Origin of the sequence: Eubacterium sp. AM05-23 (assembly GCF_003477535.1) — a bacterium.
Taxonomy (GTDB): Bacteria; Bacillota; Clostridia; order Eubacteriales; family Eubacteriaceae; genus Eubacterium; species Eubacterium maltosivorans.
Genome location: NZ_QUDF01000006.1, coordinates 191,373 through 210,373, shown reverse-complemented (window position 1 = coordinate 210,373; position 19,001 = coordinate 191,373). Strand labels below are relative to the sequence as shown.

18 protein-coding genes, 1 riboswitch and 1 other annotated feature are annotated in these 19,001 nt (G+C 46.1%); of the genes, 12 read left to right on the top strand and 6 right to left on the bottom strand.

All coding sequences use genetic code 11. The features are described from left to right. Window positions 1-145: 145 nt before the first annotated feature. The 4 genes from DW091_RS10275 (at window position 146) to DW091_RS10260 (ending at window position 6,759) form a co-directional block, all read left to right on the top strand. Complete coding sequence (locus tag DW091_RS10275) at window positions 146-1,531, top strand: FAD-dependent protein (protein ID WP_118518100.1); 1,386 nt, start codon at window positions 146-148, stop codon at window positions 1,529-1,531. Between the two features lie 14 nt (window positions 1,532-1,545). After that, window positions 1,546-2,376, top strand: coding sequence for a 16S rRNA (cytidine(1402)-2'-O)-methyltransferase (gene rsmI, locus DW091_RS10270; RefSeq protein ID WP_118518099.1), 831 nt, complete (start codon window positions 1,546-1,548; stop codon window positions 2,374-2,376). Window positions 2,377-2,441: 65 nt separating this feature from the next. Then, window positions 2,442-2,685: a binding site (T-box leader), on the top strand. Window positions 2,686-2,729: 44 nt separating this feature from the next. Beyond that, window positions 2,730-4,673 carry a methionine--tRNA ligase gene (gene metG, locus DW091_RS10265; protein WP_074616409.1) on the top strand — a complete coding sequence of 648 codons (1,944 nt, stop codon included), beginning with the start codon at window positions 2,730-2,732 and terminating at the stop codon, window positions 4,671-4,673. A gap of 82 nt (window positions 4,674-4,755) precedes the next feature. Further along, window positions 4,756-6,759 (top strand): LTA synthase family protein, encoded by a 2,004-nt coding sequence (locus DW091_RS10260; protein ID WP_118518098.1) that lies wholly within the window; start codon window positions 4,756-4,758, stop codon window positions 6,757-6,759. Window positions 6,760-6,796: 37 nt separating this feature from the next. Here DW091_RS10260 and DW091_RS10255 read toward each other — a convergent pair whose 3' ends face one another. From DW091_RS10255 to trxA, 3 genes are all read right to left on the bottom strand, one after another. Then, on the bottom strand, window positions 6,797-7,129 hold the full coding sequence (locus DW091_RS10255) for a helix-turn-helix transcriptional regulator (RefSeq protein ID WP_058696288.1): 333 nt from the start codon (window positions 7,127-7,129) through the stop codon (window positions 6,797-6,799). Window positions 7,130-7,220: 91 nt separating this feature from the next. Further along, a riboswitch (cyclic di-GMP riboswitch) is annotated at window positions 7,221-7,308 on the bottom strand. 91 nt (window positions 7,309-7,399) lie between these two features. Next, window positions 7,400-7,735 carry a helix-turn-helix transcriptional regulator gene (locus tag DW091_RS10250; RefSeq protein WP_058696287.1) on the bottom strand — a complete coding sequence of 112 codons (336 nt, stop codon included), beginning with the start codon at window positions 7,733-7,735 and terminating at the stop codon, window positions 7,400-7,402. A gap of 215 nt (window positions 7,736-7,950) precedes the next feature. Continuing rightward, complete coding sequence (trxA, locus tag DW091_RS10245) at window positions 7,951-8,274, bottom strand: thioredoxin (RefSeq protein ID WP_058696286.1); 324 nt, start codon at window positions 8,272-8,274, stop codon at window positions 7,951-7,953. A 97-nt stretch (window positions 8,275-8,371) separates the two neighbouring features. Here trxA and DW091_RS10240 point away from each other — a divergent pair, with 97 nt between their 5' ends. The 7 genes from DW091_RS10240 (at window position 8,372) to DW091_RS10210 (ending at window position 14,537) form a co-directional block, all read left to right on the top strand. Beyond that, the gene (locus DW091_RS10240) at window positions 8,372-9,784 is read left to right on the top strand and encodes an aminotransferase class I/II-fold pyridoxal phosphate-dependent enzyme (RefSeq protein WP_118518097.1); all 1,413 of its coding nucleotides are present in this window, start codon (window positions 8,372-8,374) and stop codon (window positions 9,782-9,784) included. Between the two features lie 59 nt (window positions 9,785-9,843). After that, window positions 9,844-10,530: a deoxynucleoside kinase gene (locus DW091_RS10235; protein ID WP_058696284.1), complete on the top strand. Its 687-nt coding sequence runs from the start codon at window positions 9,844-9,846 to the stop codon at window positions 10,528-10,530. After that, window positions 10,517-10,780 (top strand): hypothetical protein, encoded by a 264-nt coding sequence (locus DW091_RS10230; RefSeq protein WP_058696283.1) that lies wholly within the window; start codon window positions 10,517-10,519, stop codon window positions 10,778-10,780. Before DW091_RS10235 ends, DW091_RS10230 begins: the two co-directional genes overlap by 14 nt. A 12-nt stretch (window positions 10,781-10,792) precedes the next feature. Further along, the gene (gene holB / locus DW091_RS10225; protein ID WP_058696282.1) at window positions 10,793-11,755 is read left to right on the top strand and encodes a DNA polymerase III subunit delta'; all 963 of its coding nucleotides are present in this window, start codon (window positions 10,793-10,795) and stop codon (window positions 11,753-11,755) included. 18 nt (window positions 11,756-11,773) lie between these two features. Then, window positions 11,774-12,673, top strand: a complete 900-nt coding sequence (locus tag DW091_RS10220) for a stage 0 sporulation family protein (protein ID WP_074616415.1) — start codon at window positions 11,774-11,776, stop codon at window positions 12,671-12,673. A gap of 67 nt (window positions 12,674-12,740) precedes the next feature. Continuing rightward, the gene (locus DW091_RS10215) at window positions 12,741-12,911 is read left to right on the top strand and encodes a 4Fe-4S binding protein (RefSeq protein WP_074616416.1); all 171 of its coding nucleotides are present in this window, start codon (window positions 12,741-12,743) and stop codon (window positions 12,909-12,911) included. A 192-nt stretch (window positions 12,912-13,103) separates the two neighbouring features. Further along, window positions 13,104-14,537, top strand: coding sequence for a sigma 54-interacting transcriptional regulator (locus tag DW091_RS10210; protein ID WP_118518096.1), 1,434 nt, complete (start codon window positions 13,104-13,106; stop codon window positions 14,535-14,537). A gap of 40 nt (window positions 14,538-14,577) precedes the next feature. On the opposite strand, the gene DW091_RS10205 is transcribed toward DW091_RS10210, so the two are convergent. After that, a complete protein-coding gene (locus DW091_RS10205) occupies window positions 14,578-15,894 on the bottom strand; it encodes an MATE family efflux transporter (RefSeq protein ID WP_118518095.1) in 1,317 nt (438 codons plus the stop codon). A 102-nt stretch (window positions 15,895-15,996) separates the two neighbouring features. Then, window positions 15,997-17,436, bottom strand: a complete 1,440-nt coding sequence (locus DW091_RS10200) for a trimethylamine methyltransferase family protein (protein WP_118518094.1) — start codon at window positions 17,434-17,436, stop codon at window positions 15,997-15,999. Between the two features lie 174 nt (window positions 17,437-17,610). Between DW091_RS10200 and DW091_RS10195 the strand changes: the two genes are divergently transcribed. Beyond that, complete coding sequence (locus DW091_RS10195; protein ID WP_096918788.1) at window positions 17,611-18,255, top strand: TetR/AcrR family transcriptional regulator; 645 nt, start codon at window positions 17,611-17,613, stop codon at window positions 18,253-18,255. Between the two features lie 41 nt (window positions 18,256-18,296). Here DW091_RS10195 and DW091_RS10190 read toward each other — a convergent pair whose 3' ends face one another. After that, complete coding sequence (locus tag DW091_RS10190; protein WP_058696276.1) at window positions 18,297-18,947, bottom strand: TetR/AcrR family transcriptional regulator; 651 nt, start codon at window positions 18,945-18,947, stop codon at window positions 18,297-18,299. Between the last annotated feature and the right edge of the window lie 54 nt (window positions 18,948-19,001).

Genomic DNA, 19,001 nt, shown 5'->3' with positions numbered 1-19,001 from the left:
AGATCATCCTATAATGGATGATCGATTTCCGAAGAATCTGTGATCCTTTATCGGTTGAATGGAGAATGGAAAACTAAAGAATAAATAATTTTTCATTATTTTTTATTGAAGGTTACCCTGACGATCAGGGTAAGAAGGGTTTCATATGAACAAATATGATGTAATCATAATCGGCGCCGGCCCTGCCGGCATTTTTGCTGCGCTTGAGCTAAAAAAAGAAAAGCCTGAGCTCAGTATTTTAATGCTGGAAAAGGGCAACGCCATTGAAAAACGAATTTGCCCAAAGCGTAAGACCGGTGTGTGTGTGGGCTGTAAGCCCTGTAACATTACAACCGGTTTTGCCGGAGCCGGTGCTTACTCAGACGGGAAGCTCTCGCTGTCGCCGGATGTCGGCGGGGAGCTGCCGGATTATATCGGCTATGAGAAAACCGAAGAACTTATCGCCTATGTGGATGAGCATTACCTGCGCTTTGGGGCAGACCCCAAGGTACACGGTCTTGATAATCCAGAGAAAATTCGTGAGATAAGAACAAAGGCCATTCAGAGTAATTTAAAGCTTATTGAATGTCCCATACGCCATATGGGGACAGAGGTTGGCTACACCATTTATAAGCGCATCCAGGATCATTTGATCCATGATCTTGGAGTAGAAATCAAGTTCCGCAATCCGGTAAAGAGCCTGATTGTGGAGGATAGTGCAGCCGTTGGCGTGCAGGCGGACTGTGAATATTACGCGGACAAAATTTTAGCCGGTGTAGGCCGTGATGGGTCTGAATGGTTTAAAGCCATGTGCGACACCTATGGCATAGATACAACGGTGGGCAAGGTGGATATCGGTATCCGCCTTGAAACCCGCAATGAAATTATGAAGGAAATCAACGACGCCCTTTATGAAGGCAAACTGGTCTACTACACGCCGACTTTTGACGACGCAGTGCGGACCTTCTGCTCAAATCCCGGGGGCGTGGTTTCAACCGAGTATTATGATGACAATCTGGCAGTGGTCAACGGCCACAGCTACAAATCTGACGCTTTAAAAACAGATAATACCAATTTTGCGCTGTTGGTTTCAAAAGGTTTTACCGAGCCTTTTAACGCGCCCATCGCTTATGGCAAGCATATCGCCAGCCTTGGAAACATGCTCACCGGGAATAAGATTCTGGTGCAGCGCTATGGCGACTTTATAAGAGGCCGGCGAACCAACGAGGAACGGCTTCACCGCAACAATATTCGTCCGACCCTCAAGGACGCTGTACCGGGAGACCTCTGTCTGGTTCTGCCATACCGCATCATGAAGGATATCGATGAAATGATCCAGGCGCTGGACCATGTGTCGCCAGGTCTGGCCAGTGACGAGACGCTGCTCTACGGGGTGGAGGTCAAGTTCTACTCCAACAAGGTGGCTGTGGACGAAAAGTTTCAGACCAATATTAAAAACCTGTATGTGCTGGGCGACGGCGCCGGCATCACCCGCGGTCTGATGCAGGCGTCGGTCAACGGCGTCTATGTGGCGCGGAATTTGTTTGATTAAAAATGGAGAATGCCATGCCGGGAAAATTATATATTGTCGGGACACCCATCGGGAATCTTGAGGATATTACGCTGAGGGCCCTTCGGGTTTTAGAGGAAGTGGATGTGATTGCCGCGGAGGATACCCGTCATACTGTCAAGCTTCTCAATCATTTTGAGCTTAAGAAGCATCTGCTGGCCTATCACCAGCACAATGAGCAGAGCGGAAGTGAAAAGCTGCTGGAGTTTTTGACAGCGGGTAAAAATATCGCCCTGGTCAGCGATGCGGGAATGCCTATTATCTCTGACCCTGGCTCAGTCATTGTCAGCCGGTGCAATGAAGCTGGAATTCCGGTGGAGGTGGTGCCTGGACCAAACGCAGGGCTTTGTGCGCTTGTGCTTTCAGGCATTGACGCCCGGGCTTTTACCTTTCTGGGTTTTTTAGGAAAGCAGAATAAAGAGATCCGCGAGGGTATCGAGAAAATAGCCGCTTCTGAAAATACAGTTATTCTCTACGAAACGCCCCACAGACTGGTGAAAACACTGGAAGCCATGGTTCAGGTCATTCCGGACCGAAAAATGAGTATTTCCAGGGAAATAACAAAAAAATACGAAGAGACCCGAATGGGTACAGTTCAGGAGCATCTGAACTGGTATTCTGAAAACCCGCCCAAGGGCGAGTTTGTGCTGGTCATTGAAGGCGGCGATGGGTTTACGGAGGGAGGTCAGGATTTGATGTCCCTTCCGCTGGAGGATCACATGGCCCATTACGAAGACCAGGGCATGGGCGAAAAGGAAGCCATGAAACAGGTGGCCAGGGACCGCGGCGTGAGCAAGCGGGATATTTATAATGAACTGAAACGGTAACCAGAGCGATTAGGGCTTGCATTTTAAAAATATTTGGATATAATAGTATAGTAATAAATTAAATATAAACTGCGATGAAGAGAAGAGTACATTCGGAGGAAGCATACAGAGAGCCGGGAAAGGTGAAAGCCGGCTGTGGACAAGGAATGGAAGATGGCCTCTGAGCAAGCTTTGGTGAGGGCTGCCGCCTAAGCCAGAGCCGCGGAAAGCGTTAAAAACAAATAATAAACCCCGCCGGTTTATTAGCTGAGCCGTCTGCCGTGAGACAGACGGAAAGTAAGGTGGTAACACGAGAGCTTCGTCCTTATATGGAGAGGCTCTCTTTATTTTTTATTTTTTTAGGAGGAAATACGATGGAAGAAAAGAAAACTTTTTATGTCACAACTCCGATCTATTATCCAAGCGGAGATTTACACATTGGCCATACCTATACCACGGTAGCCGCCGATACCCTGACCCGTTTTAAAAAGCTGACGGGCTATGACGCCTATTTTTTAACCGGTACGGATGAACATGGTCAGAAGATTCAGAAGGTTGCCGAGGAAAAGGGTGTTACCCCACAGGCCTATGTGGATGACGTAGTGGGAAGAATTAAGGAGCTGTGGAAGCTGATGAACATTAACTATGACCAGTTTATCCGCACCACAGATCCGGAACACGAGAAAACCATCCAGCAGATTTTTAAAAAACTCTATGATCAGGGCGATATCTACAAGGGAAAATATGAAGGCTGGTACTGCACGCCCTGCGAGTCCTTCTGGACGGAAAGCCAGCTGGTGGACGGCAACTGCCCGGATTGCGGACGTCCGGTTGAGAAGGCCTCTGAGGAAGCTTATTTCTTTAAAATGTCCAAATATGCAGACCGCTTATTGCAGTATATTGAGGACCATCCGGATTTTATTCAGCCGGAATCCCGGAAGAACGAGATGATCAACAACTTCATCAAGCCCGGCCTTCAGGATCTCTGTGTTTCCAGAACCTCCTTCAGCTGGGGTGTTCCGGTAACCTTTGACCCGGGGCATGTGGTATATGTCTGGATTGACGCTCTCCCGAATTATATCTCGGCCCTTGGCTACATGAATGACAAGCCTCAGCTCATGGATAAATACTGGCCAGCAAATGTGCATCTGGTCGGTAAGGACATTATCCGCTTTCATACCATTTATTGGCCGATTATCCTCATGGCGCTGGATCTGCCCCTGCCGGAACGCGTCTACGGTCATGGCTGGATTCTGTTAAAGGGCGGTAAAATGTCCAAATCTGTGGGCAATGTAGTTGATCCGGTAGAGTTGGCCCAAAAATACGGCGTGGACGCCCTGCGCTATCATGTGCTGCGTGAAATGACTTATGGTGCAGACGGTATTTACAACGAAGACCTGCTGGTCAGCCATATCAATTCTGATCTGGCCAATGACTTGGGTAATCTCCTGAGTCGGACAGTGGCCATGACCGTGAAATATTTTGGCGGTGTGATTCCGGCTGAGCGTGAAAGCGGTGATTTTGACGCTGACCTCGCTGCCTTGGCCGTGGAAACTCCCGGCGTTGTGGAAGATTACATGAATAAACTGGACTTCAGCCGTGCGCTGGAGGCGATCTGGAAGCTGGTATCCCGAACAAATAAATACATCGATGAGACACAGCCCTGGGTTTTGATCAAAGATCCTGAAAAGAAAGCCCGGCTGGCAATGGTTATGTATAATCTGACAGAGTCTCTCAGAATAATTTCTGTGCTCGTAAGCGCTGCAATGCCGGATACCGGCGTTAAGATCGCCGATGAGCTCAAGGTGCCGGAGGAACTCAGGACTTGGGAAAGCATCCAGTCCTTTGGAAAATATCCGGACGGCATCCAGGTAGAACGCTGTGAACCGATCTTCCCGAGAATTGAAGTAAAGAAGGAAAAACCAGAGCAAAAGCAGCAGCCTAAAAAGGAAAAACAGGCGAAGAAGGAAGAAAAAACCGAGGTGCCGGAAGGTCTGATCACCATTGACGATTTTGCCAAGGTTGAGATGAAAGTCGCGGAGGTTATCTCCTGTGAACAGCACCCTGACGCAGACCGACTGCTGGTATTCCAGCTGGATCTGGGGACAGAAAAGCGCCAGATTATTTCTGGAATCGCCAAATATTATAAGCCTGAAGACCTTGTGGGTAAAAAGGTGATTGTATGTACAAATCTGAAACCAGTAATGCTGCGCGGACTGGAGTCCAACGGAATGATTCTTTCCGCTGTAAAAGGAAAAAAACTGAGTATTCTGACGGTCGACGGCGATGTGATTCCAGCCGGTGGTAAAGTAAGCTAAAAGAGTAAAACTTAATTTGTATTGAAAATGACACAAAATCTCCCGTTTAATGGTATAATATCCAGAGAACGGGAGGTTTTTTTTGGATTCTGTAATCAATTTAACAACGAGTAAAAAAAGAATATTGGCGGCGCTGGCGGCAGTGGCAGCGCTGAGCCTGAGTCTGGCGCTTTGCTACCAGATGATGGGCTTTGATGAGGGCTACCTGAATACAGCAGGGCTGTGTGTGTTTATGATCGGGCTGGCCATCTTTTCAAATATAGCGTGCCGGGAACGGGCGGCAGCTCTGTGGAACGTGCTGCTGCTTGTCCTGTCCTCAGCCTTTTCCTATACCATCTTCCAGATTTTTCAGGAAGCACCCTTCGATACGGAGGGGATCCGTTTGTTTTTAAATCTGGCCTGCTGTATGGCAGTCTATGTGTTTTTATATATTATAACCGGGCGGATGAGAACGTCTTTGATAGGCGGAGGAATTCTGATGTATATTTTTGGACTGGCTGGCTACTTTGTCCGCCTGTTCAGAGGAGATACGCTGCTCTATACGGATCTGTTCTCAGCAAAGACAGGACTCCAGGTCGCCTCAGCTTATCATTTTGAGCTCAGCGGCACCATTTTGCTTGCTGCGCTGGTTTTGACGGCGCTGTTGTTCTGGGCCTTTAAAGCAAACGGCAGCATTAACGATAAATACAAAAGCCGTAAGCTGAGGCTGACAGCTTTTGTAACACTGGCCATCACCTTTGGTCTGTTTTTTGAGACCAATGTGGAGCGGTATTATTATGCCTGGGATATGCCGGTTAACGGTTACCCCTATACTTTTACGGTCAATGCCAAGCTTTCCCATGTCAGGGAACCCGAGGGCTATGACCTGGCGTTTTTGGGCGAGAGCATCAAAAATGTTCAGCAGCCCATGACCACCGGGGCCATCGGGCGGGGCGGGACAACGGAAAAAGCCGCTGCAGGACCTGGAGTGAAAAACAATCATAAACCCAATATCATTGCCATTATGAATGAGTCCTTCAGCGATTTGCGGACCGTGGGGGATTTTTCCACCAATATTGACGTTATGCCCTTTATTGACAGCCTGCAGGAGAATACCATTAAAGGGAATCTTTATGTGTCGGTTTTCGGTGGAGGTACCTGTGACTCCGAATATGCCTTTCTGACCGGAAATACGACGGCTTATCTGCCGGAAAATGCAAGACCCTATCAATTGTATATTAAGGGTCCGGCGCCCAGCCTTACGTCAACGCTGAACTATGAGGGCTACAACAGCTATGCCATCCATCCCGGAGAGCGGAACGCCTGGAACCGTGACAAGGTTTATCCGAATTTTGGCTTTCAGCAGTTTTTCTCAGAAGAAGAATTTTTGGAATCGCAGACGCTTAGAGAAAAATGGGTCAGCGATGCGGCCACCTATGACAAGGTCATTGATCTTTATGAGAACAAGGGGGATAATCCGCTGTTTGTCTTTGATGTGACCATCCAAAACCACGCTGGCTACCAGCTGAACGCTGATGATCTTGATCCAGTGCTTCTGGAGGGGATGGAGGGAAGTTACCCCGAAACCGAGCAGTATTTATCTCTGATGCGAAACTCCGACGCAGCGTTTAAAGGTCTGATCGATTATTTCAGCGGGCAGGATGAGCCCACGCTGATAGTTATGTTTGGAGATCACCAGGCATATATTGAGCAGGCGTTTTATGAAGAGCTCATGCAGAAGCCTTTGGATCAGTGGAGCACAGAGGAGCTGCAGAAGCGTTACGTCACGCCCTTTGTCATCTGGGCAAACTATGACATCCCAGAGGCCCAGGTGGATAAGCTGAGCATAAATTACCTTTCCAGCCTGCTGCTGGAGCAGGCCGGTATCCAGGGGACGCCCTACAATGATTATTTAATGAGGCTGTCTGAGACACTGCCGGTTATTAATTCTGTAGGGATTATCGATAATGAGGAGCAGTACTTCAGAAGGGGAGACCCGACGATCCACGACCGAGAGGTTCTGGAATACCAGCAGATGCTCTACAATAATATGCTGGATACAGCAAGGCGGCGAAACGATTTGTTTTACCCGGCCGCAGACTTTTAATTAAAAAACCCGGATCTTATCGATCCGGGTTTTTTAGCTATTTTTTCAATTTAAAGCCATCAGTCATTACCTTGATGACATCGCACACGATTTTAGATTGCTCGTCGTCCAGCCCTTCCATTGCAGTGGACAGAAAGTGAATCCGGCTGGTAAAGGACTCGACGGGAAAATCGGCAAGAAGCGCGCTGACAGGAACCTCCAGTGCTTCGGAGATAGTGATGAGTGTTTCAAGTTTGGGCAGATGGGTGCCGCGTTCCAGCATGCTCAGATAATTCGGTGTAATATGAACACGTTCCGCGAGCTGGTACTGCGTCAGTTTTTTATCAAGACGGGCTTCACGAATATGCCTGCCAATAACTTTATTATCCATTGTGGTTAACTCCTCTGCGTGAGATTGGGGCAATAAAAAGACCCCGGCACACAAACCAAGGCAGGGAGATTGCATTCAGTAAGTTTAATACCCGAGCAACCGGCTGTCATTTCATCTCCTGATGAATTAGACCCTTGGCTTTGCGTCACTACCTTTCAGTAGTTTTGCCCTATTTCAAAATGATTCGGATGTATATTATTTACTATAACTCACAATGCGAATGAAGTCAATATTCAATTATAGTTTTGTCCAAGAATTTAAACAAATAATTCAGTGATTTGTTGTTTTGAAATGGTCACACATCAGTTTGACCATATCCTGCACTAAAGTGAGCTCCTCATCTGACAGATTGTCAGACGGAATGGCGAAAGAAGTGTGCGTTTCTTTGCGAGATTCTGCGTGGTCTTCCATCAGAAGATCGTCGGCTGAAACGGACAGGATATTGGCCAGATTGATAAAAGTTTCCAGCCGGGGCAGCTGCGCTCCCCTTTCAATGATACTGAGGTATGTGGGGGTGATACCGGCTTTTTTAGCCAGCTGGTTTTGTGTAAGACGGGCGTCTTTTCGAAACTGGCGAAGCCGCTGCCCGAGGTATTTACTGTTCATCTGGAGTTCCTCCCGAGTGTTTGACAGATATGATTGAAAATAAGGAATCTATAAACAATTTTCATAGTAACATATTTTTGAAAAAGGTTCAAGGATTTTCGAAATAATAGTTATAAAAATAGAATAAAAAGAGAAACGTCTTGTATTGTAAAAGAAAATTTAATAAAAAATAGTTCGATAAAAAAAGACCATGCCCGAAGCGTGGTCTGAAAAACTTATAAATTTTTTAGGGTATCAATGTATTCCTGCTTATCGCGGCTTCCCACGAAACGTTCGACTTCACTGCCGTCCTTTAAGAATACACAGGTCGGGATGCTCATGACATGAAACTGCCTGGCCAGGTCAGTATTTTCATCTACATTCAGCTTGCAGATTTTGGCGGTTGAAGGGACTTCGCCGGCGATTTCTTCGATGATCGGAAGGAGAGCCTTACAGGGACCACACCATTCAGCCCAAAAATCAACCATGACAGGGCCTTCCGTATAGTTCAGAACTTCCGATTCAAAGTTAGTCATATCGACAGAGATGATATTTGCCATCTTTTTCACTCCTTGAATTTTTTTACAGAGATTATCATATCAATAATCCATCTAAAAATAAAGGGGAAAAATCCGGATTTTATGATAAAATAAATTCATGAAAAAACGACTTTTATATACAAGATTACAAGAACTCAGTGACAGAGGGGCTTTGCGGTTTCATATGCCCGGGCACAAGGGAAATTTTTGTTTTGATAATGAAAACTGGGCAACTCTGGATGTCACAGAGATACCTGGCGCGGATAACCTGCACGATCCCTCCGATATTCTTTTAAAGGTTCAGAAAAAGCTGGCAGAAGCTTACGGGTCGGAGGAGGCCTGTATTCTGGTAAACGGCACCACAACCGGCATACAGAGTGCCATTATGGGTGTTTGCAGAGAAGGCGAGAGCCTTCTGGTGCCGTTAAACTGCCACCGTTCTGTTTATGCAGGGCTGGCCCTGGGCAGGATAAAAGGTGTTTATTTTGAACCGGAATACGATGCGCGGCTGGGCTTTGGAAAATGTATTTCTCTGGAACAGGTAGAAAAAAATCTGCGGGAGCACCCAGAGGTAAAGGGGATGATACTGGTCAATCCCACCTATTATGGCACGGTCAGTGATGTTGCTGCCATTGCAGAGCTGCTTCATAAAAAAGGCAAGGTGCTGATCGTGGATGAAGCCCACGGGGCACACCTGAAGTTTTGTGCTGAGCTGCCGCCGGACGCGGTGAGCTGCGGAGCAGATATTGTCATTCAGAGCACGCATAAGCTTTTAAGCGCTTTTACCCAGAGCTCTCTGCTTCACATGCAGGGGCCCCTGGTAGAAAGAAGCCGTGTTAAAAAATTTCTGGCCATGCTTCAGTCCTCCAGTCCCAGCTATCTGCTGATGATGAGTGTGGAAAACGCGGTGGACGAAGCTTGCGAAAAGGGAGAAACTGTTTTTAAAACCATTGCGGAGCGTTGGGATTTTTATCAGAAACGGACAGGGGTGGGCGACTGCATTGCTCTGTATACTCCGGAGGATGGGCAGCCCTACGATAAAAGCAAGTGGCTGCTGATGGTAAAGAACGGAAAGGGCACTGCTGTTGAAAAGCGGCTGCTAACAGAGTATAACATTCAGTGTGAGATGTCCGGATTTAACTATGTACTGGCCATGACAGGAATCGGCACTGCAGCCGGCGAACTGGATCAGCTGATGGCAGCAGTGGCAGACATGAACAGAGACTGTCCGGAAGTCTCTGAGCTGCCGGATGCTGGATTTGTCAGTGTCTGGAAGCACGAGGAAAAATATCCCCTGTGGCAGGCACTCTACAATATGGAAACCGGGCGGCTGCCTTTGGAGGACGCAGCAGGCAGTGCCGCAGCGGGCTTTGTCATCCCGTATCCTCCAGGAATACCGGTGCTGCTGCCTGGGAGTCTGGTGACAGAAGAAACCGTGGCGGAGCTCTTAAGACGGCGGAGAAACGGCGAAGCGGTTGTGGGAATAGACAGTGGGGGAATGATTGAAGTCATTCTCAATTCTTCGTTTTAATGCATGGGCCGTTATGATATAATAATGCCTGAAACAAAATGAGAAAAGAAGGTTTATCAATGGAAAATAAAGGACAGCTGATTGTCATCGAGGGTGTTGACGGCAGCGGTAAGCAGACACAGACAGAAAAGCTCTACGACCGCCTGAAAAGGGAGGGACAGCGTGTTATGAAGGTTTCCTATCCCCGTTACGATAAGGAGTCCTCCGCCATGGTACGGCTGTACCTGTCCGGCGCCTTTGGCAATGACCCGGACAGCATCAGTCCTTACATCGCCTCGACCTTTTACGCAGCTGACCGTTATGCCTCCTACAAGGAAGATTACGAGGCCTTTTACAAGGACGGCGGCATCGTGATCGCTGATCGGTACACTACTTCCAATATGGTTCATCAGGCGGGTAAAATCAGCGATCCGGAGGAGCGCGGCCGTTTTATGGACTGGCTGTCAGATTATGAGTTTAACAAGATGGAGCTGCCTGTACCAGACGCGGTTTTCTTTTTGAATATACCGCCGGAAATTAACTTTAAGCTGATGGAGGGCCGCGCCAATAAAATCACGGGTAAAGCGGAGAAAGATATACACGAAAAAAGCCCGGAGCACCTGATCCACGCGTATCAGAATGCCCTTGAGCTCATTGAGAAGTACAGTTGGACAGAGATCGTATGTGTTGCGGAGGGCAGACTCCGGAGTATTGAGGATATACACGAAGAAATATATGAAAGGGTGATGACAAGTGGAACGGTTTGAGGACCGCTATGCGCTTTTGAAGGTAGCCTATTCGGACATGGAGTTTGCCATGACGCGGAGCTTTCTGGAGGCGAACGGCATTAAGGTCACCTCGAGGGAAAAAGGCTTTGGCGGCCCGATCCGCAGTATTTTTATGGGAACCTTCACCACGGCCAATATTGAAATATTTGTGGACCCGGGAGATCTTGAGGAGGCAAAGGCGCTGCTTAAAACAGATTTTTCAGAATTAGCCGAAGAAGAATGGCACTAGGAAGGAGCAGGCATGTTTAAGGCAATTATTGAGCAGGAGCGGATTAAAAAGCTTCTGGCGGGAAGCCTGGCTAATCATGAAGTGAGTCACGCCTATCTTTTTGTGGGAAAAAAAGGTATTGGCAAGACCATGATGGCCCTTGAATTTGCAAAAGCCCTTTTATGCCGGGGGGATGAAAAGCCCTGCGGCGCCTGTATTCCCTGTGAGAAGATTGAGCACGGCAACCATCCGGATGTTCTAATCACCCAGCCTGGAAAGGGCGAGAGCGCCATTAAAATTGATCAGGTCCGTAAGCTCATCACCACACTGCCGGTCAAGCCCTTTGAGAGCGATCTGCGGGTAAGCATCATAAAAGGCGGCGATAAAATGACACCGGAGGCCCAGAACGCTCTGTTGAAATCCCTGGAGGAGCCAGAACCTCACAATGTTTTCATCATTACAGCGGAGAATCTGGAAAAAATGCTGAACACCATCCGCTCACGCTGCCAGGTGCTGAGCTTTGAGCCGGTCTCGGACGCTGGCATCCGCGAAATTTTGAGGCAGAAGGGTTATGCGCCAGGCGAGGCGGTGGATCAGGCGGTCTACAGCTGCGAAGGATCGCCGGGAAAGGCTTTAGAATTTCTTGAAAATACTGAGCTGGAAAGCTTAAAAATTGAAGCATTAAATGTATTTTATGCTATACTTAAGGGAGATACCTTTAAGGCGTTCGCTTTCAGTGAAAAGATAGGGAAGGACAAAAACGCCAGCGCCGAGGTTCTGAATTTTCTGCTTGTCTGGTTTCACAGCATGGCGCTGTTTCTGGAAGGCGCAGAGGATGATGGGAATCCATATTATAGCTGGCAGGTAAAATACGCTTCGGTTTTGACGCCGCGTCAAAACAGCCGGATCGCAGAAATCCTTTTTGAGTTTATGAACACCCTGCAGTATAATGTCAACCTGAGGCTGCAGTGGGAAAGCGTCCTATTAAAAATATAATTTACAGGAGTACTATAGATGGCAAAATCAGTGGTTGGAGTCCGATTTAAAAAAGTCGGTAAAATTTATTATTTTGATCCACAGAATCTGGAAGTAGAGCAGTACGACCATGTCATAGTTGAGACTGTCCGCGGCGTGGAATACGGAGAGGTTGCCCTGGGGCCGAGGGAGATCGAGGATGATTTGATCACAGCGCCCATCAAGCCCGTTATCAGGAAAGCCACCGATAAAGATACAGCGGATTTTGAGCGGCTGAAGCGCAAGGAAATTGAGGCCAAGGATATTTTTATCGAAAAGGCAAAAGCCCACAAGCTTGAGATGAAGCTCATTGATGTGGAGTATACCTTTGATAAGAAGAAGGCGATCTTTTACTTTACAGCTGACGGCCGTGTGGATTTCAGAGATCTGGTCAAGGATTTGGCAGCTGTGTTTAAGGTGCGCATTGAGCTGCGCCAGATCGGTGTTCGGGATGAGGCTAAGATATTTAAGGGTTTGGGTGTATGCGGCAGAACGACCTGCTGTGCCCAGTGGCTTGGGGATTTTACCCCTGTGTCTATTAAAATGGCCAAGGAACAAAACCTATCGCTGAATTCCACCAAAATATCCGGTATCTGCGGCAGGCTTTTGTGCTGCCTGACCTACGAACAGGAGTTTTATGAGGAAGTCACCAAGAAGATGCCGAGAGTCGGCCAGCAGGTCATTACACCGGACGGCGAGGGCGAGGTTTTTAAGTTAAGCATCCTTGAGGAAACAGTTTTTGTCAAAATGCAGCTGGAAAAGGATGAAACCGAAGTTCGAAAATATCTGTTAGCGGATATTCAGAAGAAAAAGCAGGAAAAAAAGCCCGAGCGCAAGCCTGAGCGGAAACGCGAAAAAAAATCAGAAAAAAAACCTGAAAAAGGCAAAAAAGATAAATAATTGTCTTGCTTTAAATCAAGAATAAGATATAATAAAATAAATGTTGTTCAAGAAAGGGGTGTATTAAATGGCTTACAAAATCACAGACGAATGTATCGCTTGCGGTTCTTGTGCAGATCAATGTCCAGTAGAAGCAATTTCTGAAGGTTCTATCTATGAAATTGATGAAGCTTTATGTACAGATTGCGGTTCTTGCGCAGATCAGTGCCCAGTAGAAGCAATTGTACCTGAAGACTAATAAGAATACAAAAAGAAGACACCATTCCCCGGGGATGGTGTTTTTTTCTTGCCGTTTGCAGAATTGTACACAGCTTTTTAAGAATATAAAGGCTGTGAATTTAACTGGAAAAAGTAAGTGCTGCTATGATATAATACTTCTATTGAAATCGTATAGCGTTTGAGAAGATTCAGAAGACAACAGAGGTGCCTTATGGGAAAAATAAACAAAGAATTTGGAATTGATGAAGAGTACCTGGAATATCTCCGTTCCATTCCGGTGGACGTCTATATTAAAATTTTGGAAAACTGTTCATCAGATGTATATGTGATGGACAAAGAGGGAAAGATTATTTACGTTAATCCCAACTCCATCCGCCATTATGGGGTAGACCCTAAAGAAATGATCGGTCAGAACAACTATTCCTTCAGAAAAGGGAAGTGGACGCCAACAGCTTTAGAAAAATGTGTCATGGAAAAACGTACTGTCTTTGCAGAGCAGAACTATCTGCTCATTGGAAAAAGCGTTTCAACTGTGCTCACACCCATTTTTGATAAGGACGGCGAAATCGAAATGGTTGTGACCATTGCCAATGAACTCCCTGAAAAATATGACATGACCTGGCGAAAGCTGGATGGTGAAAAGAGCAAGGCCGGCAGCAAGAGTAAAACACACACAATAGAGGCGGAGGATGGCAAGGATGATGATGAGATTGTCGGACAAAGCTATATTTTCTGCAAAATTCTGCTGACCATTAAAAAAGTTTCAGAGTCCGACGTCCCAATCCTTTTAACGGGAGAGTCAGGGGTAGGCAAGACACTGATTGCCGAATATGTGCATAAAACAAGTCTGAGGGCTTCAAAGCCGTTCTGGGCTATCAACTGTGCCACAATCCCGGAAAACCTTCTGGAACCAGAACTATTTGGTTATGCGCCCCATGCCTTTACAGGGGCCAGCGCAAAGGGAAAGGTCGGTCTTGTGGAGCTGGCCGACGGCGGCACGTTGTTTCTTGATGAAATCGGTGAGATGGCGCCAGGGCTTCAGGCCAAGCTGCTGGACGTTTTGGAAAACAAGCGTTTCATCCAGGTAGGGGGCAGTGAAATGAAGCATGTGGATATCCGCATTGTGGCCGCCACCAACGCAAATCTTGAAAAGCTGGTCGCTGAAAAGAAGTTCCGTTCGGACCTGTACTGGCGGATCAATACCATCAATATTGAGATTCCTGCACTCAGAGAACGCCGGGAGGATATTCTGCCTCTGACAGCCTATTTTCTGAAAAAATATAATAAAAAATATGGAAAGGACATTGATTTTTCGCCAAAGTCCATGGCGATCCTCATCGCCTACGACTGGCCGGGCAACATACGGCAGCTGAAAAATCTTATTGAACGTACGGTTCTTCTGTCCACCAGTGGTCCGGTTGCGCCGAAGGATTTACCGGAATTTATGATTGAGGGTACGGCCATGGTAGAGGAGACCTATAAGGAAAGCTATGATTATATTCTGGAAAGCGTTGGGAAACAGCTGATCCGTGAGTCCTATAAAAAGTACAGAAATATGAAAAAAGTCGCTGAAGATCTGGACATCAGCCACTCCAAGGCATTCCGGCTGGTGAGTGAATACTGTAAGGATTTAATGAAAAAATAGATGGCTTAAGACGGAGTGTTTAGATAAAACGCTTCGTTTTTTAGTGAGAAAATTTTTTTGTCAGAAAAACACCAATTCCAAGGGAGGTAAACTCAGTCAGGGGCGCTGCCATCCAGATTCCGTTTACGCCCCAAAATAAGGGTAATACAGAAACAAACAGCACATTGAGAATACAACCTCTTAGCAGGCAAAGAACAAATGAAATTTTCGGACGGGCAACAGACTGAAAATAGTTGATCATAAAAATATTGATGCCAATGACAAAAAATCCAATAAAGTAGATGCGTATGGCTGAGGTTGAAAGTGCCAGCACCTCGGCCGTAGGGTTTAGAAAAATATGGGTGAACACGCCTGGCGCAAAAATTCCGAAAACAGCAGGGATGGCGCAGATTGCCAGGGAAGTCTTAATCCCAATTCTGCGAACCTCGCCGATGCGTTCGAACTTACTGGCGCCGTAGTTTGTGGATAAAATTGGCTGGGCAGCCTGACTGATACCGTTGCTGATCGCGGCCACAACATAGGCAGTGTTTGAAATAACGCCATATGCACTGACGCCGATGTCGCCCACATAGCGTAAAAGCTGAAGGTTAAAAACAAAAATAACAATACCGGTTGAGATTTCGGTGAGAAAACTGGTAAAGCCATTGCTGAAGACTGTTTTAAAATATAAAGTCGTTAAACCTTTAAAGCGGAAGCGCAGCCCGTTTTTCTTTGTGAAGAAGTGAGAAAGCAATATACAGTCTGCCAGAGCTGTTCCGGTGACACTGGCCAGAGCGGCTCCCGCCATCCCCATTTGAAGTGGGAAAACCAGAAGAATGTCGAAGATAAGATTAAAAATCCCGCCAGTAATAACCGCGGTCATGGCCAGCCTGGGGGCACCGTCATTACGGACAAAAGCCTGAAGAAATGTTGAAAAACAAAGAAATAAAGCCCCGCCCGACAGATAAGGCGCGTAGCTCATAATATACGGCATAGTGACGGGTGTTCCACCTAAAAAAACCAGAATTTTTTTTTCAAAGATAAAAAAGACCGAGATATAAAGGATGCCGGCCAATAAATTAAGCAAAAACGCAGCGGTAAAATACCGTTGGCCTTTTTCATCATGTCCCCGGCCTCTGCAAATGGACATGAGTACAGAACCGCCGACGCCAAACAGCAGGCCGGCACCATAAATAATGTTGAACAGTGGCAGGACAATGTTTAAGGCAGCCAGCGCTGTTGCGCCAATTCCCTTTCCGATAATGATCGTATCGGCCAAGATATAGACCGCGCTCACCATCGTTCCGCTGACAGCCGGGATCAGATACTGAAAAAATAATTTTGGAACAGGTTGTGAGATCAATTGATATTTGTCCATTTTCTCTGCTTTCTTTTAAAACAATGGAGAATTGAGCACATACAGGCAATATATGCCGCTGCCAATCCTCAATTCTCCATTAGAAGGGGTTGATACTTTTTACTATATGCTTTCTTTGTATTCTGGTGGAAGGTATGGGTTCAATAATTCCTGCTGTTCCTTGGTAATATCCGGCTGTACATAGGATTCGATTCTTTCGTCAACCGCTTTCCGGGCAACCTCTAAAACAGAGTGTGAGCCTTCGTTTTGCCAGACATTAACATCCTGTTTGTTAAAATATTTAGGCAGATAGAACTCTTCACGGTACATTTTGGGAGTTCTTCCGGTGATAAAGGAACCTCGAGGACCAGCCTTTTTCAATGCGTCGAAGCAGACTTTTTCTTCAGAAGGATCAATTCCCTGAACCATTCTTCTTGCAAAAGCGATACACTCTTCATCCAGAATAAATTTTTCATAGCTGTAAAGGTTCATACTGCCCATCATGCCGCTTGCGTGGTAGATCAGATCAGTACCGCATTCCATACAGGACTGGATCATAAACATGGATTCCGCGCCGGACTGGTAATCGGTATCTTTAGCGTCAGACTGTGCGCCGCCGGTACGGCAGGGAACATCGTAAAAGTCGGACATGGCAGCTGTGGCGTAGCACATGAGCATGGTTTCCGGAGCGCCAAAGCTTAGCAGTAAGGTACGCAGATTGGTAGAGGCGGAGGTGTTGCCGTAAATAACCGGTACGCCAGGTTTAATCATCTGAGCCAGTGCGTTAATGGCCAGAATTTCAGCGTTGGTCATCACGAGCGTTGCCATAACCGACGGCGGAGCGGTCATGCCGGGCATTGCACAGGGGGAGAACCAGAGCGGCTGGTTTTGTTCACAGAAGGCAAACATTTTTTCAAGAGGCGCAAAATCATAGCAAAGCGGAGAAATAGAATTGACACAGAAGGAGTTGATGTGTTTTTCACTGTCTTCAATGCCTTCAAATTTACGGATGAGGTCAATGCTTTTTAAAGTGGCGTTGTAAATTTTGCCCTCGTCCATTAAAAAGGTGTCAGGGTCAATACAGGCCGGCTGTTTGCCGTATTTCAGCAACAGCGCTTCGGAGGCGTAAATTTTCTGGTCTTCGGTCAGATGGTCGTCATTGGGGAGAAAATCGATGTATTGATAACCGATTTCATCGCTGGTCGAAGTTAATTTAAGAAAATTGATAATGTCCTGGTTAACAGTTTTACGGATAACGCCGTTTTCAGTAATGTAGACTGGGCCGCCGCTGGGCATGGTAATACGGCTTTCATTGCCGATGGTCAGATTGCCCTTGGTATTTGAGGTTAATTCAAAAACGGAAGGAGCAAGCTTCATGGCGTTTACGACGGTTTCCTCATCAAAATAGGCGATGCAGCCGTCAAGCTTGACGCCGTTTTTGGCCAGAAGATCCAGCGCGCGCGGGTTTTCAAAGCGCACGCCGATTTCTTTCAATACGCGCAGAGACTGCTCGTGAATACGTTCAATGGTTTCCTTTGAAACATAATGGCTATACTTTTTCATAAGGGACTCCTTTTAAAAATTTAAATTAAACGGTTTAATTTTTATGAGTGTATTATACAGCCATAATTTAAGTATGTCAAGAATAAAAATTAAACCGTTTAATTATTTTGAAGATTTTTTTGTCAGAGTATGTTATAATATAGCTATACAAAAATTATTTGATTGAGGCATTTCATGGAGTATAAAAAAGGCAAGGAAACAAAAGAAAAAATTTTAAGTATTGTCAAGCAGTCTTTTTATGAGGTGGGATTTAAAAAGACCACCATGCGTTCAATTGCAGACGCTCTGGGAACAAATCAGGCGTTGATCTATTATTATTTTGACAGTAAATATGAGCTGGCACACCGTATCATAGACGAGCATTTTTACAGGGCGTCAACAGTGTTTAAAAAATATATTGACGCGGAGAAGGATCTGTTTTTATTTTCTCTGCTGCTCGTCCGGGCAGTTTTAAGAGAGATATATCAAAATCCAAGGGATTTGGAGCTTTATCTTCACGCTTATGAAAAACCATATTGTGATAAATCGCAGGTTGAGTATTGTATGCTGGCGTGCCAGGAGCATGGGATGTCTGTGGATAAAAAAATGGCTGAGATCGCGGTGCTCTCGACAACCAGCGTCTGGAGCCAGCTTTATTTTAATGCAAAGCTGCTTTCCTCCCCGGTGGATCTGGACGAGATACGGGATACAACGGATATTTTAAGGTGGTGCTATCTGGGTTTCAGCAGAGAAGAAGTCACGCGAAAAATAAAAGAGGCAAAGCAGATTCTGGAAACTATCCCAATACAGGGTATCCCACTACTGGGAAAAGGGGATTAAAAAAACGCCATCTCAGTTTGTAGCTGGGATGACGTTTTTGTTTACTGTTTTTCTAAAATGCGAATATTCATAATGGGCAGAGAGGCAAGCAGCGCCTCAGACTGTTTTATTTTTTCAATGATAAAGTCTGGTTCAAAACCCAGGTAAGACCATCGCATAATATCAATGGAGTCCATAATATCCCTGTGTGTGAAGTGATCTCTGTAAGGGAGATCCTCGTTGGTATAAAGCTGCCCCCACGAGGAAGAAGTAGACAGAACCGCAATATCAATTTTCTTGCGGTCGATGGGATAATGATAAAAATTCAGAATTTTGACGCAGTTTTCCACAAGATCAGAATCATAGTAGGATTGCTGATAGACCTCGACATAAAAGTTAAAATCCCATTCGTTGTCATAAATTTCTCTCAGGCTGAAACGGTAAAGGGTCAGCAGACGGAGAAGTGGGTCTTCAAAGGCCATATCGGCCGTCAGCTTATTGAAGGCAGTCTCTGCTTTCTGGTGGAATTCATCAACAATATGATGGGCAATATCGTATTTTCCATTGAAGTGGTAATAAGCCAGCGCATGGTTGATGCCGGCTTCCTTTGCGATGTTGCGGATCGTTGTTTTTTTAAATCCAATTTCATAAAATGATTTTTTGGCAAGGTTGAAAATCTTATCGCGGGTTTCCTTGCTTTTTTTATATTCCATTGTTTCCTCTTTTCATGATATTGATCAATAATTGTGTTGCTGTGCTTATTCTAT

Excerpts from the sequence above, each read along its gene's own strand:
- holB (WP_058696282.1), top strand. The coding sequence starts at position 10,793 with ATGTTTAAGGCAATTATTGAGCAGGAGCGGATTAAAAAGCTTCTGGCG.
- DW091_RS10205 (WP_118518095.1), bottom strand. The coding sequence starts at position 15,894 with ATGGACAAATATCAATTGATCTCACAACCTGTTCCAAAATTATTTTTT.
- DW091_RS10275 (WP_118518100.1), top strand. The coding sequence starts at position 146 with ATGAACAAATATGATGTAATCATAATCGGCGCCGGCCCTGCCGGCATT.
- trxA (WP_058696286.1), bottom strand. The coding sequence starts at position 8,274 with ATGGCAAATATCATCTCTGTCGATATGACTAACTTTGAATCGGAAGTT.
- DW091_RS10235 (WP_058696284.1), top strand. The coding sequence starts at position 9,844 with ATGGAAAATAAAGGACAGCTGATTGTCATCGAGGGTGTTGACGGCAGC.
- DW091_RS10250 (WP_058696287.1), bottom strand. The coding sequence starts at position 7,735 with ATGAACAGTAAATACCTCGGGCAGCGGCTTCGCCAGTTTCGAAAAGAC.
- DW091_RS10200 (WP_118518094.1), bottom strand. The coding sequence starts at position 17,436 with ATGAAAAAGTATAGCCATTATGTTTCAAAGGAAACCATTGAACGTATT.
- DW091_RS10210 (WP_118518096.1), top strand. The coding sequence starts at position 13,104 with ATGGGAAAAATAAACAAAGAATTTGGAATTGATGAAGAGTACCTGGAA.
- DW091_RS10255 (WP_058696288.1), bottom strand. The coding sequence starts at position 7,129 with ATGGATAATAAAGTTATTGGCAGGCATATTCGTGAAGCCCGTCTTGAT.
- metG (WP_074616409.1), top strand. The coding sequence starts at position 2,730 with ATGGAAGAAAAGAAAACTTTTTATGTCACAACTCCGATCTATTATCCA.
- DW091_RS10195 (WP_096918788.1), top strand. The coding sequence starts at position 17,611 with ATGGAGTATAAAAAAGGCAAGGAAACAAAAGAAAAAATTTTAAGTATT.
- DW091_RS10240 (WP_118518097.1), top strand. The coding sequence starts at position 8,372 with ATGAAAAAACGACTTTTATATACAAGATTACAAGAACTCAGTGACAGA.
- DW091_RS10190 (WP_058696276.1), bottom strand. The coding sequence starts at position 18,947 with ATGGAATATAAAAAAAGCAAGGAAACCCGCGATAAGATTTTCAACCTT.
- DW091_RS10215 (WP_074616416.1), top strand. The coding sequence starts at position 12,741 with ATGGCTTACAAAATCACAGACGAATGTATCGCTTGCGGTTCTTGTGCA.
- DW091_RS10220 (WP_074616415.1), top strand. The coding sequence starts at position 11,774 with ATGGCAAAATCAGTGGTTGGAGTCCGATTTAAAAAAGTCGGTAAAATT.
- rsmI (WP_118518099.1), top strand. The coding sequence starts at position 1,546 with ATGCCGGGAAAATTATATATTGTCGGGACACCCATCGGGAATCTTGAG.